Source organism: Bradyrhizobium sp. S69, from assembly GCF_009766005.1.
Classification (GTDB): Bacteria; Pseudomonadota; Alphaproteobacteria; order Rhizobiales; family Xanthobacteraceae; genus Bradyrhizobium.
This window is the reverse complement of the sequence record NZ_LMUK01000060.1, coordinates 278,167-293,812: the sequence shown is the minus strand read 5'-3', so window position 1 is coordinate 293,812 and position 15,646 is coordinate 278,167. Positions and strand designations below refer to the sequence as shown.

The window sequence follows — 15,646 nt, the reverse complement described above, 5'->3', positions numbered from 1 at the left end:
CTACTCAGCAGCCAATGCTGGTCGTAATTCCGGTTCCTCTGTCGAATTCTGATGGACCTGATCTGCAGTCGGCTTGATCCGAAACCACGCAGCATAAAGTGCGGGAAGGAAGAGCAGAATCAAGACCGTTCCGACCGCCGTGCCGCCAATCAGCGTATAGGCCATCGATCCCCAGAACACGGAATGCGTGAGGGGGATGAAGGCCAGCACGGCAGCAAGCGCGGTCAGGATCACGGGCCTCGTGCGTTGCACCGTGGCTTCGATGACGGCGTGATAGTCATCAAGGCCAGCAGCACGGTTCTCCTTGATTTGTTCAGTCAGGATCAGCGTATTGCGCATCAGGATGCCCGCCAGTCCTATCAGGCCCAGAATGGCGTTGAATCCGAAGGGCTGGTTAAAGGTGAGCAACATCGGTACGACGCCGACGAGGCCGAGCGGTCCCGTCAGCACGACCATGGCCATCGTCGAGAAAGATCGAACCTGCAGCATGATGACGATCAGCATGGCGGCAATCATGGCGGGAAAGATCGTCGCCAACGCATCGTTGGCCTTGGTTGCTTCCTCGATCGATCCGCCCAATTCGATACGATAGCCGGCCGGCAGGGACGCGATCAGCGGTTGAAGAGCCGTCTTGATCTCCTTGGAGACCTCCGGAGGCTGGGTCGCCTCATTGATGTCCGACCTGATCGTTACGACGGGGGTGCGATCGCGACGCTTCATTATAGGCTCTTCAAGTCGGACTTCCGAATGGCCGACCTGGTCGAGCGGAACCGCGCGGCCGTCCCTGCTCATCAATGAGAAATCCGCGAGACGCGACGGATCCAGCCGCTCGCCACCGGCGCTGCGCGCCACGATGGGGACATTGCGAATGTCCTCGCGGACCTGCGTAACGGTGATGCCAGTGAGAAGGAACTGGAGTTGCCGGCCCACCTCCGCTGGCGAAAGGCCGATGAGGTTCAGTCGATCCTGATCCGGGATGAAGCGGAGCACGGGCGTGCGATCACCCCAGTCGCGGTTCGCCTGGCGCACATCGGGAACGCCACGCATGATACCGAGCGCTTTTTTAGAGATGGCGTACAATTCCGCCGGATCGGGCCCCATGACCCGAAACTCGACAGGGAATGGCGTGTAGGGTCCGAACACAAGCTGCGTGACGCGCACATTGGCCTCAGGTGCGAGCCCCTGTGACACCGCCTGTCGGAGCCGGTGCTTCAGATCTTCGCGCGCCTCTGCATCCGGCGTCAGCACGACGATCTTGGCGAAGGCCGGGTCAGGCAGTTCCGGCGCCATCGCGAAGAAGAAGCGGGGAGCGCCCTGACCGATGTAGCTCGTGACGATCTTGGCCTCGGGCTGATCGTGCAGCCACCGCTCGAGCTTCTCGGCTGCGGCGGTGGTCGTCTCAATGCTGGTGCCTTCCGGCAGACGAACTTCCACCAGCACTTCGGGACGGTCGGAGGTCGGGAAGAACTGTTGTTTGACGGCGCCCATGCCGACACCCGACAGCGCGAAAGCGACGGCGACGATGCCGCAGGTTACGAACTTGTGGCGCACTGCGAAGATAATGAGCGCGCGCAGGCGCCGATAGTTTGGCGTACCGTAAATCGCGTGGTGACCACCTTCGATCGGTTTGATCGCGGGCAGCATCTTGACGCCCAGATAGGGCGTGAAGACCACCGCGACGATCCAGGAGACAATGAGCGCGAACCCCACGACCCAGAAGATGTTGCCGGCGTATTCGCCGGCCGTCGAACGCGCAAAGCCCACCGGCAGGAAGCCGGCGATCGTCACGAGTGTTCCCGACAGCATCGGTGCTGCAGTGTGGCTCCACGCATAGGCCGCCGCCCGGATGCGGTCCATGCCCTCTTCCATTTTCACCACCATCACCTCGATGGCGATGATGGCGTCGTCCACGAGAAGGCCAAGCGCCAGGATGAGGGCGCCGAGTGTGATGCGGTCGAAGAACCGGCCAGTCTCCAGCATGATGAGGAACACGACGGCAAGCGTCAAAGGAACGGCAGCCGCGACCACGATGCCGACGCGCCAGCCGAGGCTGAGCAGGCTCACCAGCAGCACCACGCCGAGTGCCATCGCAAACTTCATCATGAATTCGTCGACCGCCGAGGTGATGTTGACGGCCTGGTCGCTGACCTTGGCCAGAGACATCCCAAGTGGCAGCGTCCGGGAGATCGCTGCGGACCTCTCCTCCAGCGCCTTGCCGAGCGCGAGGCCATTCCAGCCCTCTTGCATCACCGCCGCGAGCATGATGGCAGGCTCACCCTGGTGTCGGATGAGGTAAGTGGGAGGATCCTCGTAACCGCGACGGACTAATGCGATGTCGGAGAGTTTCAGCGTCCGCCCGGCAGCGACGATCGGCGTGTCGGCGATCGCCTGGACGCTGTCATAAGCGCCATCGACCCGGATGAAAACCTGCGGCCCCTTGGTGTCGATCGAGCCTGCCGGTGTGACGGTGTTCTGCCGCTGCAAGGCGGCGACAATATCCTGCGCCGACACGCCGAGGGTTGCCAGTCTGGGATAGGAAAACTCGATGAATATCTGTTCGGGACGTTCACCGAGGATGTTGATCTTCTTGACGCCGGGCACGTGCAGGAGATCCTGGCGAATGGCCTCGGCTTGCCTGGCGAGCTCCCGCATCGGCATGCCATTCGCCTTGAGGGCATAAAGGGCGAAGCTCACGTCGGAATATTCGTCATTGACGAAGGGGCCGAGCACACCGGACGGCAGCTTGCGCGCTTCATCCCCGAGCTTCTTGCGGGCCTGGTAGAACTCCTCCTGCACGACGGATGGCGGCGTTTTGTCCTTCAGCGTAACGGTCATGTAAGCATAACCCGGCCGTGTGGTCGTCTCCACCCGGTCGTACCAGGTCAGCTCCTGAATCCGCTTCTCCAGCGGTTCGGCGACTTGGTCCTGCATCTCGCGCGCCGTCGCGCCTGGCCATACCGTCGTGACCGTCAGGGTCTTGATCGTGAAGGAGGGGTCCTCGGCCCGCCCGAGCTTGAGGAAGGCATAAGCGCCTGCGGCCGCCAGCAGGAGGATGAAGAACAGGGTGACGGCCCGTTCGCGGACTGCGATCGCGGAAAGATTGAAATTCATCATGTGGCCACTCCTATTTCCTCGACGTTCGTCCTAGCGCTCACGCCGTTCCTGCAGCAGGTCGGCGCCGAGTGAACCGCGCTAACCTAAAGAACGCGGGCCTCTGACTGCGCTTCTGCTAACTTACGATGGGTTCGGCGGCAGCTTCTTTGAGGCCAGCTGCCGCTTGAGCGGCAAGCCCACGGGCCGCTGCTTGTGAATCTTGAAATTCCTCGAGTGCATGGACTCTACCCCACCGCAGGGTGAACACGTGGAGACCACGGTTGGTGTACGACGCGTCGCCGTGGAGCAGCGATGCGGCGCCGTCCCACTGAACAAACACGGTGGTGTGCCACGGCCAGCCCTTCACCCAGATCTTGTTGACGGTGAGATGGAGATTGGGAAGGACGCGTCCGAGGCGCTCGAACCAGCGGCGCATGGCTTTTTTGTCGTGGCGCTCACCGCCAAGCGCGTGGGCGCCGGAAACGCGGTGATAGACATGCGGCGCGACTGCCTTCACCGCTTCATCCCAGCGGTGGTTGTTGACGTGGTCGAAGGTCTTTCGGATCTCTTTCTTGACAATGTAACTGTACAGCATTGGACTTCTCCAACGGTGATCGCGGAAAGATTGAAGCTAATTAGTTTCCCCTGCTTTCAGACGCAGTCCTGACGCGAGCGCCCTCCTGCAGGAGATGAGCGCCGAGCGAAACAACGGAATCACCAGAGCTCAGCCCGGAGATCACGGCGGATTCGCTGGTCACACGCACAAGCTTGATGGACTGAAAGCGTACGGCCGAGGTGCCGCTGTCGAAGACCCAAACGCCGGTCTTTCGGCCGTCATCGAGCACGGCTCCCAGCGGCACCTGGACTTCCGGCTGTGTCTCCTGGCTTGCAAGCCGAATGGTGACCGTTGCGCCAAGAGGTGCCGCCGCGGCCTCACCGTCGAGCACATAGCGGGCCTCGTAGGTACGGGTCTGGACATCGGCGGAATCCGACAACTGCCGGAGATGCGCAGTAAAGCGACGCCCATCGCTCCCATACAGGCTCGCCTCGGCGAGCGAGCCGATCGCCGGCCGCATTGTTTCGGGAAGCGCGACCACAGCTTCGCGAGGACCGGACTGTGCAAGCCGAACCACGGTCTGGCCGGCGGAGACCACTTGTCCCGGCTCGCCAAGCGTTTGCATGACTGTTCCCTCCGCGTCTGCCAGCAGGACGGAATAGTTCGCCTGGTTCTCGGCGACCCCTGCGTCGGCTTCGACGGCGGCGAGTTGCGCCTTGGCTGTGTCCGATGCTGCCTTTGCCTGCTCGTAACGCTGGTGGGAAGCCCATCCGTCGCTCACCAACTTCGCGTATCGCTGTTCGTCCGCGTCGGTCTGAACGAGAGATGCACGCGCTGCGGCAACGGCATTGCGCTTCGCAGTAAGCGCGAGGCGAAGGTCGGTTTCGTCGATCCGCATGAGCGGCTGCCCGGCTTTGACCTGCTCACCGACATTCACCAGCCGTTCCACGATCTTGCCGGCGACGCGAAAACCGAGATTGCTTTCCACTCTCGCCCCCACAACGCCGGTGAAGCCGCGTTCGGTTCCGGCAACTCGCGCTGCCGTCACCAAGTTGACGATCGGTAGTTCTAGTCTCGGATCGCTCAGGGCAGAGGCCCTTTGGGCGGGAACGGCAAAAGTAGCGAAGGCCGCCACCCCGGACGCCGCGAGAAGGACACCGCCCAAGACCGCAAATCTCTTCTTTCTCATGTCCAACTCCTGCTTCCTTTTAGATTGTGTTCAAGCTCTATATTACGGATAGAGTTCGACCACAATCTAAAATGACCGATTTCACGGCACTGTGATCAGGCAGGAAACCCGGCTTTTCTCGGCGTAGGAGGTTCTGCAGCCTGAGTGGGCTCTTGATAGATTGCGTTCAGCCTCTATCTTGAGTATAGAGGTCAAACGAAATCTAAAAGGGAGCTCCACCATGCGAGTGAGTCGCGTTCAGGCCGCGGAGAACCGCCAAACCGTGATCGATGTGGCAAGTCGCCTCTTCCGGGAGCGCGGCTTTGATGGCATCGGGCTCAAGGATTTGATGGAGGGGGCCGGGCTAACCCAAGGCGCCTTCTACAAGCAGTTCGGCTCAAAAGAGGATCTGGCGGTAGAGGCATCCAGGCGGGCACTGGAGAGCGCGTCCGGCCGATGGTCGGACGCGTCCGTGCAGAATCCTGATGATCCGCTTGGCGCGGTGATCGCGTTTTACCTCAGCGGCGACCATCGCGAAGAAAAGATGGACGGTTGCCCGATTGTGGCACTCGGCTCAGATGCCGCCCGACAGGGCCCCGACGTGAAGGCGGAATTCGAAGCGGGAATCAAAGCGCATCTCGACGTGCTCGGCCGCTTCATCGCCGGGACCGGCGACGAGGCCTCCCGCGGCAAGGCGATGGCCATTCTCGCGACGATGGTCGGCGCGGTGACGCTATCGCGCGTCGTCAACGACCCTGATCTGGCTCAGGCGCTTTTGGATGCCGCGGCCGAACAGGTTCGCGACGCTGCCGCCGCTTGAAAGCGCGCCCCATCGAAGCACGGAGAGATCGAATGCTGAGCATGACTGAAGCCAAACCAAGTTTGCTGAAGGTATCGGATAAGCTAAGCGTACGTTTTCAAAGGACTGGCAGCGGGCCTCCGCTGCTCCTCATACATACAATCCGGACGCAGCTCGAATATTTTCGAAGCCTGGCACCGCTCCTCGCGAAATCGCACACGGCGTACGTCATTGATCTCCCAGGCCACGGACATTCACCAATAGATCCAAGCGCGAACTTCGACGAACCCTACTTCAGGCAAGCCGTCATTCGCGTTATCGAGGAACTAAATCTCTCAGACGTCACGATCGTCGGCGAGTCGATCGGCGGGGCCTTGGCCCTTACGGTGGCGGCGGCGCTTCCGCAACGTGTGAAGCGGGTCTATGCGATCAATCCCTACGATTATGAGACTCGCTACGGGGACGGTATTCGACGCGGCAACTGGTTTGCCAATTTCATCATCGGAAGCTTGCAGATTCCCTTGCTCGGCGCGATGAATGCATCGCTCGAAAACAAGTTGGTTCTGGGCAAGATTATGGGCGGGGGATATCACGACCCGCGCAAACTGCCGACCGATCTGCTCGCCGAGTTCGATGAAGTAGCCCACCGCCCCGGATACAAGCGGATCGCACGCAAGGTGCTGGCAGGCTGGCGATCCTGGAGCAAAGCGCGGGACTACTATCGGCAAATCTCGACGCCTGTAACGCTCATATATGGCGATAGCGATTGGTCTCGAACAGATGAACGCGAACTCACACGCTCGCTGATTCCCGCCTCGCAGATGGTGACGCTGAAAAATACCGGCCACTTCTCGGCTCTCGAGAATCCGTCTGAGCTGGCCCGCGTGATATTGGCGACGGAATGACAGTGAAGATCAAATAGAGGAGCGTGCAACTATGTTCAATCGTGTTTGGAAGAGATTGAATTACTGGGCTGAAGTTGTAGGCATGGACGATCCGCGCGGCGAGTACATGTTTGGGCTGGAAGAGCGTGTCGCAAAGCTCGAGCGTGATGTAGAGGGTCTTCAGATCCAGTCCCGAATAATGCCAGTCGGGTCGCAGGATGACCGTGTCCATCAAGTGCAATCGTGAACGCCGCTAATTCGGTGAATGGCGGATTACGCCTTTGGCTCCAATCCGCCCTACGCCCTCGCCTCGCTCCACGGCGCGCGCATACCCCGTCGACATTTTCCCGGAACACAGCCATGATCCGGGATAAGCCGCCCTCAAAGTCGGCAACGTCTAGGGAGAACATCAACATGCGATCGTACGTCGTCGGGATTTGTACCGCCGCCCTTACCGTTTTTGCGGTGAGCGGCGCATTTGCCGGGGACAAGAAGTACGATCCGGGCGCCAGTGATACCGAGATCAAGATCGGGCAGACGATGCCCTATAGCGGTCCCGCGTCCGGCTATGGCACCCAAGGAAAGGCCGAACTGGCCTACTGGAAGATGATCAACAGCAAGGGCGGGATCAATGGCCGCAAAATAACGCTGCTGACAATGGACGATAGCTACAGCCCGCCAAAAACAGTCGAGCAAACCCGTAAGCTCGTCGAGCAGGATGAAATACTTGCGGACATCGGATCATTGGGCACCCCCACCAATTCCGCGATTCAGAAGTACCTGAACGGCAAGAAGGTGCCGCACATCCTCATCTCGACGGGCGCTGCGAAATGGAACGACCCGAAGAACTTTCCCTGGACCACTCCATTTTACCCGCCCTACGCACAGGAAGCGAAAATCTACGGCAAGTACATCGTGAAGCAGCTTCCGTCGGCCAAGATCGGCGTGATTTATCAGAACGACGACTTTGGCAAAGATTACCTGAGAGGATTCAAGGAAGGCCTTGGCGAGAGAGCCGACCTGATCGTTAAAGAGCTAACCTATGAAGTGACGGATCCGACGATCGATTCCCAGATCGTCGCGTTGAAGTCGGCCGGCGCCGACGTTGTTTTCACGATTGCGACACCAAAATTCGGCGCGCAATCGATCCGCAAGATCGCCGACCTCGGCTGGAAGCCCACCCACTTCATCGTCTCTGTTGCCAGTTCGATCGGAGGAGTGCTTGAACCGGCAGGGGCCGAAGCTTCGACCGGCCTGATCACGGCGCTCTCCAACAAGGTTATCGGCGATCCCGCCTGGAACGATGATCAGGGCGTCAAGGACTATCTGGCTTTCATGAAGGAGTGGTATCCGGAAGGAAATCCGATCGACGGGAGCAATCAGACCGGCTACGGGTCCGCGCAATTCACCGCGATCATCTTGAAGAATTGTGGCGACGAGCTGACACGCGAAAACGTGCTTAAGCAGGCCACCAATTTGACGGACATCTCGCTGCCACTTCTGCTGCCCGGTATTACGCTTTCCATCACTCCTACTGACTATTCGACGTTCAGCACCTTCCGCCTAGCCAAATTCGACGGAAAAACCTGGAAATTCTTTGGCGAAAACATCAGCACCGCGTCTCGCTAGCTCGCCGAGTATTCTGGAGACTCTTTCCAACTATTTGAAAGCGAGTCTGTTTTTCGTCATGGCCGGGCTCGTCCCGGCCATCCACGTCTTTCTGTGTAAGCGCAGCCAAGACATGGATGCCCGGGGCAAGCCCGGGCATGACGAGCTTAGCTGGAAAGCCCCTATTTCATTGGCTGCTTTTATAGCGAAGCCGGGAGCTCAATCGCGGGGCATTCGGCTGGCGGAGAGAGTGGGATTCGAACCCACGGTACGGTTTCCCGCACACACGCTTTCCAAGCGTGCGCCTTAAGCCACTCGGCCATCTCTCCTGATGCCCTGTCTTTGGATGCCTTCTCTTGAAGGGAGGCGCGGACTTTTGCAAGGGACTGCGGCGGGGATTGCGACTATTTCCCCAACCGATTGATATTTATGTATAATTTTGCTCTATCTGACGCCGCCCGCAGGCGCGGCCGGAGGCCAATGAACCTGAAACAGGCCGACACAGACGATTGAGTGGAACGGCAATCGCGTTTAACGGAGACGGCATGACCATTCAGCAGGCATTCGCGATCGGCGTGGCCGCGATCGTTTTGGGGAGCGCCGAGCCGGCGATGGCGCAGGCCTGCACCCGCGACGGTCCCGTCGTGATGTGCAATGACGGCCGCCGCGGCTTGCTGTCGGGCGATGCGATCGTCTGGCCCGACGGGACGCGATCCAGCCTGACGCCGCATCCGAGCGTCATCATCGGCAACAAGGCATCCGTGGTGGTCGGGCCGGGCGTGTTCGTCGGCCAGGGCAAGGGCATGGTGCCGCTGGATAATCCGAGTGCGCCGAACAAGATGCGTTGCGCCACGCTCGACGGCGCATCGTATTGTAATTAGAGCATGATGACTATTGATTGAATCAGTCGCGATTTCCCTTCACCTCTCCCATTGGGAGAGGTCGGCGCGTAGCGCCGGGTGAGGGGTCAAGGCCTCACGTTTGGAAGAGCCCTCACCCGATTTGCTTCGCAAATCGACCTCTCCCCGCCGGGGAGAGGTGAAGGGAAGCGCGCGGATAGCCCTGGTTCAATCTAATCTCATCCCGCTCTAGCTCACTTGCCCTCGCCTTGGTGGGAGAAGGCCATCGCGGGAAAACAGCGTGCCTAGTGATAGCGCGCGTTGGAATTGGCCAAGCGCGGCGGCCACAGCACCGGCGGCGGTTCGATCGCCGGCGGCTCGCTCGCCCTCTTGCCTGATTGGCTCGTCTCCAGCGTATCGACGAAATCGGCGAACCATTGCTGAATGGTGCCGGCGCGAAGTTTTACCATCATCGCTTCCCAGCGCAGGCGGCGTTCGGCGAGCGGCATCGAGACCGCGGTGGCGATGGCCCGCGCCATGCCGTCGATATCGTGCGGATTGACCAATAAAGCCGTATCGAGCTCGTTCGCGGCGCCGGCGAATTTCGACAGCACCAGCACGCCCGGATCGGCCGGGTTTTGTGCCGCGACATATTCCTTGGCGACGAGATTCATTCCGTCATGCAGCGGCGTCACCACGCCAACCTGCGCGGTGCGGTAGAGCCCTGCCAGCACGGTCTGGCTAAAGCCCTTGTTGAGATAGCGGATCGGCGTCCAATCCACCTCGCCGTGACGGCCATTGACCTCGCTGACCAATTTCGCGAGCTCGTTCTGCAGATTGCCATAGGCTTCGATCGTACCGCGTGACGGCGTCGCGATCTGCAGCAGCGACACGGTTCGCGCCAGCGCCGGCTGCATGGTCCACATCCGATCGAAGGCGCAGAGACGGTTGACCAGTCCCTTGGAGTAATCCAGCCGGTCGACGCCGATCGCGAGCTTCTCGCCATGCAGGCTGCGCCGCAACCGCGACACGTCGGGATGCAACACCGCCTTGGTGGCCTGCTCCGCGAATTTCTGCGGGTCGATGCCGATCGGGAAGGCTTTGAGCTGCGACCTGCCGTAGCGCGAGGTCACGACGCCACCTTCGACATCGAGGCCGAGCTCAGCCGCCAGATAGCCGGCGAAATGATCGCAATCGTCCTGGGTCTGGAATCCGATCAGGTCGTAAGCCAGCATGGCCTCGACCAGCTCACGATGATGCGGCACGCCCTCGATGACGGTGCTCGCCGGCCACGGCGTATGCAGGAAGAAACCGATCGGTTGCTTGACGCCGAGATCGCGCAGTTCCGCGCCAAGCGCCAGGAAATGATAATCCTGGATCCAGAACGCCGTCTCCGGCTTCTGAAACCGCAGCAACGCCCGCGCCATGAAGGCATTGACTTCACGGTAGGAGAAATAATCGTCCTGCGATGTGCGGATCAGATCGGTGCGGGAATGCAGCGCCGGCCACAGCGCCGAATTCGCAAAACCTTCATAGTAGCCGCCGTAGTGCGCGGCCGGCAGATCGAGCATCGCCAGCGCACCGGCGCCAAGCGCCTCAATTTCCGCGAATGGCTCCTTCTGCGCGCCATCGCGCACCCGGCCGCTCGAACCCACCCAAATCGCACCGGATTTTTCTACCACCGGCAATAAGGCAGCTGCGAGCCCCCCCGTCATGGGCTCATTGGCCTTACCGCGTGCCACACGATTTGAAACAACGACGAGATTCACAGGGTCCCCTCCTGAAGGCGCTCGCGTATTAACAGCCATTCATCAATATGGTTCCGGGCCAACCTTTCAACGAAATGAAACCAAATTCCGGCGGAAGCGAATGGAACCCGAGGGTTCCACCGCCAGCGAAGCGAAATCTGCTCAAATCAACATTGATTCCGACAAAATGACGCCGGTTATCGCCCGACGGCGACGTCGTTATCGAGCAACTCGGCCAGGAACGCGCGCACGTCGCGCGGTTCGTCGAAATGACCGTTCACGCCCTGCGCGCGCCGGCCGACGGAAAAGGCGAGCCCCTTGAGCTCGGGCATGATCGCGAACACGGTTTCGTCGGTGACATCGTCGCCGATGAAGATGGGACGTCGCCCCCGAAACGGCTCGTGTTTCATCAACTCGGTCACGCCCGACGCCTTGTTGAATCCGGCATGCTTGATTTCGCAGACGCATTTCCCGGGGAGCACTTCGATCGGGGCATTGGGCAGATCGGCCCTGATCAGCGACACCGCCTCGTAGATCGCCTTCTCCGCATGTGGCGCCAGCCGGTAATGCAGCGCCAGCGAATAGCCCTTGTCCTCGAGCAGTATTCCCGGACTGAGTTTGGCAATCGCCGCCAGCCGCCGCTTCAATTCCTTGTCCATCGGCGGCGCATGGGTGGCGACGGCCTCGCTGTCGGTCGATAGCCGCATTTCCGCGCCATGGCCTCCGACCGCCGGAAACTGTTCGGGCGCAAAGATCAGATCGATATCGTTGAGCGAACGTCCGCTGACCAGCGCGAGCGCGCCGGAGGTCCGCGCCAGCAAACCGGCGAGCGTTTTCGCAAGGTCCGGCGGCACCCAGACTTCGCGCGGCGTCGGCGCCAGATCGAGCAGCGTACCGTCGATATCGAGCAGGATCGCGATCTCGCTCAAATGCGGCACCAGTGCACGCGGCACCGGCACGGCGTCCGGCGCCTGCTGGCCTTGGGGCGACTCTTGGGGCGATAGATCTTCCTGCAACGGCATTTTGGCCAGACCCTGATTCATCTCATCCTACTCCACAAAAGCCAGCGGCTGTGCGACAGATTCGAGCGATTTGCGCTCGGCCGCAACGGCGTAACGCCACGCCACGGCCGCGGCAGTCACCATCAAAGCCGACCCCAGCAGATAGCCGGCGAAAACAGAGTTGCGCGATCCGGTATCGATCAGCGCGCCGAACAAGGCTGGGCCCGCGACGCCGCCGATCGCGGTTCCGATCGCATAGAACAGCGCGATGGCCAGCGCCCGCACTTCGAGCGGAAACGTTTCGCTGACGGTGAGATAGGCCGCACTTGCCGCGGGCGAAGCAAAGAAGAAGATCACCATCCATGCGATGGTCTGGCCTTGCGCGCTCAGGGCGCCGATCGAAAACAGGTAACCCGACAGCGCCAGCAGAACGCCCGATACGCCATAGGTCAGCGTGATCATGACGCGGCGGCCGAGCGTATCGAACAACCGCCCGAGCAGCAGCGGCCCGAGAAAATTGCCGGCCGCGAACGGCAGCAAATACCAGCCGACATGGTCGGCCGGGATGTGGAAGAAATCGGTCAGCACCAGCGCGAAGGTGAAGAAGATCGCGTTGTAGAAAAACGCTTGCGCCACCATCAGCACCAGCCCGACCAGCGAACGCTGGCGATACGTCGTAAACAGCGTGATAGCCACTTCGCGCAGCGGCGTATGATCCCGCATTCTGATCTTGATCTTCGGCAAATCCTGCTGCTGCACATGTCCGGTGACCGATCGCTCGATATCGCCGACGATGGCGTCGGCCTGCTCGGGTTGGCCGTGAATCATCAGCCAGCGCGGGCTTTCCGGAATCCACATCCGCATCACCAGCACGATGAGTCCAAGGCCTGCGCCGATAAAATACGCCAGCCGCCAGCCATGATCCGGGCCGACGGTGGCGGGATCGAGCAGCACGATCGCAGCGGTCGCCCCGATCGCGGCACCAATCCAGAAACTGCCGTTGATCAACAGATCGGTCCAGCCGCGATAGCGCGCCGGCACCAATTCCTGGATCGTCGAATTGATCGCGGTGTATTCGCCGCCGATCCCGGCACCCGTCAGAAAGCGAAACAGCGCGTAGCTTGCGACACTCCATGACAGCGCGGTCGCCGCCGTCGCGGTGAGATAGACCGCCAGCGTAATGAAGAACAGTTTCCGGCGGCCGATCCGATCGGTCAGCCAGCCGAAGCCGAGCGCGCCAAGCACGGCGCCGGCGAGATAGGCGCTGTTGGCAAATCCGACGTCGAAATTGGAAAACCGCATCGTCGGACTTTCCTTCAACGCCCCGGCCAGCGCGCCGGCAAGCGTGACTTCCAGTCCGTCGAGGATCCAGGTGATCCCGAGCGCCAGCACCACGCGGGTGTGAAAGCTGCTCCAGTGGAGAGCATCAAGCCGCGCGGGAATGCTGGTTTCGACGATGCGATCGTTGTCCTGCCGCACCGGTGCAGAAGCCACAACGCTATCCCTGGCCGCCGAACCAAGCCGCATCCGTTGCCAATCCATGCCAATTTGCCAATGAGAAACACCCCGGAACACGCCGTTCCAAGGTTCTCAGAATGTGATCGCAGCCATCATGACGATTGCCACACGCGACAACGCCCGCGCGCGGTCAGGGTTCCCGCATCGCGGTATGACCGCAGGCTGATTTTGTGGTGCAATTCGTTGTAGCAGCGACGCGCGTCGATGACGCCATTCGCCGTCGTCTCGGCCCAGATGCCGAGACGATGATGCGAGCTGCGCTGGGAACGAGTTTTTATGCCGCGCGGATGTTGGCCATGAAGCGGTCGAGTTCTGCGCGCAGTCGCGTGCTTTCGGTCGACAGCGTGCGGGCCGAGTTCAGCACCTCTTCGGAAGCTGAACCGGTTTCGGTGGCGCCGCGGTTGACTTCCATGATGTCGGCCGCGGCTTCGTCGGTGCCCTTCGCAACATTCTGAACGCTGCGGGCGATTTCCTGCGTCGCCGCGCTTTGCTGTTCTACCGCGGTCGAGATCGACGAAGCGATCCCGGAGATCTGGCTGATGGTGCCGCCGATCTCCTTGATCGCCGCGACCGATTCCTGGGTCGCGCCCTGCATGCCCAGGATATGCGAGGAGATCTCGTCGGTGGCCTTGGCGGTCTGGCTCGCCAGCGACTTGACCTCGGAGGCAACGACGGCAAAGCCGCGTCCGGCGTCACCGGCACGGGCAGCTTCGATGGTGGCGTTGAGCGCCAGCAAATTGGTCTGCTCGGCGATCGCGGTGATCAATTTGACGACGTCGCCGATTTCCTGCGCCGCGCGCGACAACTTGCCGATTCGGCCATCGGTCTGCTGCGCCTGCAGCACCGCGGCCTCGGCAATGCGGTTGGATTCGCGGACCCGCTTGCCGATTTCATCGACCGACGTGGACAGCTCTTCGGTGGCGGAGGCGACCGATTGCATGTTGCTGGACGCTTGCTCCGACGAACCTGCGACCCTGCTGGACAGGCTCTGGGTGGTCTCGGCTGTGCGGGTCAAGGTTCCCGCCGCCGATTCGAGTTGCACGGCGGAGGCCGAAACGTTCGACACGATGGCGCCGACCGCGGCCTCGAATTCATCGGCGAAGCTGATCAGTTCGGTGCGGCGCGCAGCACTGCTCGCTCTGTTCTGGGCTTCCTGGGTCGCCGCATCGCGCTCGGCCTTGGCGACCGCCTGTAGTTTGAATTCCTCGACTGCAGCCGCCATCTCGCCGAGTTCATCCTTGCGGCCGAGACCCGGCAGCACGACGTCGAAATTGCCGCCCGCGAGTTCGCGCATCGCCTTGCACATCGCGATCATCGGTCGGGAGATGCCCTTGCCCAGCAAGGTCGCGAGCGCAGCGCCGAGCAGGAAGCCGCCGGCCGCGAGCATCACGATCAGCCGTTCGGTCCGGGCGATGGTTGCATCCGAATAGGCCTCGAGCCGTTGCTGATCGGCGACCAGATCCGCCTTCATCGCGCCCGAGCCCTTCATGATCGCGGCGGCAGAGTCGGTCATTTCACCGGTCAATTCCTCGATCGACTTGGAATTTTCCACCAGTCTGCTCAGGGCCTGCCCGTATTCCACCATCAGCCTGGAGGCTTCCTTGAGGCCCGCGACGATCTTGTCGTCGGGGGTCGAGATCGCGTGCAGCGAGTTCTCGACGAATTTGAGCCGCGCCAACGCGCTGGTGGCGACGGTCTGATCCGAATTGACGACGAACATATTGGCAAGCGCGGTCATCGCCTGATATTGCGCGATCACCTGCTTGACGCCGAGTTCGACGGCGGGAAGCTCGGCTTCCCCGGCGTTGCCGACGAGTTCGTCGAGCTTGTATTTCAACATATTGCCGCCGCGCGCGAGCTGGTTTTGCGCGACCAGGGTGCTGTCGTTCTTGACCTTTAGAATTTCAGCGAAAATCTTGGTGAAGGCACCGAATTCCCTGGCAAGGCGCGTGATCTGGTCGAGCGCAGCGGGGTTCGTGGTGCCCTTCATCGCCTGCTCGATGACACCTTTAAGATCAGCTTCGGCCTTCAGGGCTGCTTTGCCGTCGTCTTCTTTCCCGGTCACCACATAATAGCGCGCCAGGCCACGATAGGAGATCAGCTCGCGGTCGATGTTGCGCGCCAGATCGGCTTCCGAAACGCTCTTTCGGTAGGAGGCCACCCCGGCGGAAACGTCCTCGAAGCCCAAATAAGCGAAGCCCATGCTGACGGCGGTGATCGCCAGCACGACGGCAAAGCCGAGCATGATTTTGCCGCGAAACCGTAAGCTTGGAAGCCTCACGGACGGCGATTGTAGCCTGACACGCCTCGACGACCCCACCTTGACCCCCCGTATTGCTTTGTCGCAAGGCCGCGCGAACGCGCGCCGACCCCGGGTGGTAAGCTAGAACACAATGGATAAAGGGCCGTAAATTTACGTAAGCGCCCTCATC

The 15,646-nt window shown here is 61.0% G+C and carries 11 protein-coding genes and 1 tRNA gene; 4 read left to right on the top strand and 8 right to left on the bottom strand.

The annotated features are described in order from the left end of the window. The 3 genes from GSQ88_RS33040 to GSQ88_RS33030 form a co-directional block, all read right to left on the bottom strand. A complete protein-coding gene (locus GSQ88_RS33040) occupies nucleotides 1-3,111 on the bottom strand; it encodes an efflux RND transporter permease subunit (RefSeq protein WP_159012783.1) in 3,111 nt (1,036 codons plus the stop codon). Between the two features lie 118 nt (nucleotides 3,112-3,229). Beyond that, nucleotides 3,230-3,688, bottom strand: coding sequence for a nuclear transport factor 2 family protein (locus tag GSQ88_RS33035; protein ID WP_159012435.1), 459 nt, complete (start codon nucleotides 3,686-3,688; stop codon nucleotides 3,230-3,232). A gap of 40 nt (nucleotides 3,689-3,728) precedes the next feature. Further along, entirely contained in the window at nucleotides 3,729-4,838 is a 1,110-nt protein-coding gene (locus GSQ88_RS33030; RefSeq protein WP_159012434.1) for an efflux RND transporter periplasmic adaptor subunit, read from the bottom strand. A gap of 220 nt (nucleotides 4,839-5,058) precedes the next feature. Here GSQ88_RS33030 and GSQ88_RS33025 point away from each other — a divergent pair, with 220 nt between their 5' ends. The 3 genes from GSQ88_RS33025 (at nucleotide 5,059) to GSQ88_RS33015 (ending at nucleotide 8,129) form a co-directional block, all read left to right on the top strand. Further along, nucleotides 5,059-5,637: a TetR/AcrR family transcriptional regulator gene (locus tag GSQ88_RS33025; protein WP_159012782.1), complete on the top strand. Its 579-nt coding sequence runs from the start codon at nucleotides 5,059-5,061 to the stop codon at nucleotides 5,635-5,637. Nucleotides 5,638-5,669: 32 nt separating this feature from the next. Continuing rightward, nucleotides 5,670-6,521 (top strand): alpha/beta fold hydrolase, encoded by an 852-nt coding sequence (locus GSQ88_RS33020; RefSeq protein ID WP_159012433.1) that lies wholly within the window; start codon nucleotides 5,670-5,672, stop codon nucleotides 6,519-6,521. A gap of 393 nt (nucleotides 6,522-6,914) precedes the next feature. Further along, nucleotides 6,915-8,129, top strand: coding sequence for an ABC transporter substrate-binding protein (locus GSQ88_RS33015; protein ID WP_159012432.1), 1,215 nt, complete (start codon nucleotides 6,915-6,917; stop codon nucleotides 8,127-8,129). Nucleotides 8,130-8,347: 218 nt separating this feature from the next. Here GSQ88_RS33015 and GSQ88_RS33010 read toward each other — a convergent pair. Then, nucleotides 8,348-8,437, bottom strand: a tRNA-Ser gene (locus GSQ88_RS33010). Between the two features lie 216 nt (nucleotides 8,438-8,653). On the opposite strand from GSQ88_RS33010, the gene GSQ88_RS33005 reads away from it, so the two are divergent. Then, nucleotides 8,654-8,989 carry a hypothetical protein gene (locus tag GSQ88_RS33005; protein WP_159012431.1) on the top strand — a complete coding sequence of 112 codons (336 nt, stop codon included), beginning with the start codon at nucleotides 8,654-8,656 and terminating at the stop codon, nucleotides 8,987-8,989. 263 nt (nucleotides 8,990-9,252) lie between these two features. Here GSQ88_RS33005 and GSQ88_RS33000 read toward each other — a convergent pair whose 3' ends face one another. The 4 genes from GSQ88_RS33000 to GSQ88_RS32985 form a co-directional block, all read right to left on the bottom strand. Further along, nucleotides 9,253-10,716 carry a trehalose-6-phosphate synthase gene (locus tag GSQ88_RS33000; protein ID WP_174248172.1) on the bottom strand — a complete coding sequence of 488 codons (1,464 nt, stop codon included), beginning with the start codon at nucleotides 10,714-10,716 and terminating at the stop codon, nucleotides 9,253-9,255. 176 nt (nucleotides 10,717-10,892) lie between these two features. Continuing rightward, complete coding sequence (gene otsB, locus GSQ88_RS32995; protein WP_246785208.1) at nucleotides 10,893-11,717, bottom strand: trehalose-phosphatase; 825 nt, start codon at nucleotides 11,715-11,717, stop codon at nucleotides 10,893-10,895. Between the two features lie 27 nt (nucleotides 11,718-11,744). Beyond that, nucleotides 11,745-13,223 (bottom strand): MFS transporter, encoded by a 1,479-nt coding sequence (locus GSQ88_RS32990; RefSeq protein WP_159012781.1) that lies wholly within the window; start codon nucleotides 13,221-13,223, stop codon nucleotides 11,745-11,747. A 265-nt stretch (nucleotides 13,224-13,488) separates the two neighbouring features. Then, the gene (locus tag GSQ88_RS32985; RefSeq protein ID WP_159012428.1) at nucleotides 13,489-15,459 is read right to left on the bottom strand and encodes a methyl-accepting chemotaxis protein; all 1,971 of its coding nucleotides are present in this window, start codon (nucleotides 15,457-15,459) and stop codon (nucleotides 13,489-13,491) included. Nucleotides 15,460-15,646 lie beyond the last annotated feature (187 nt).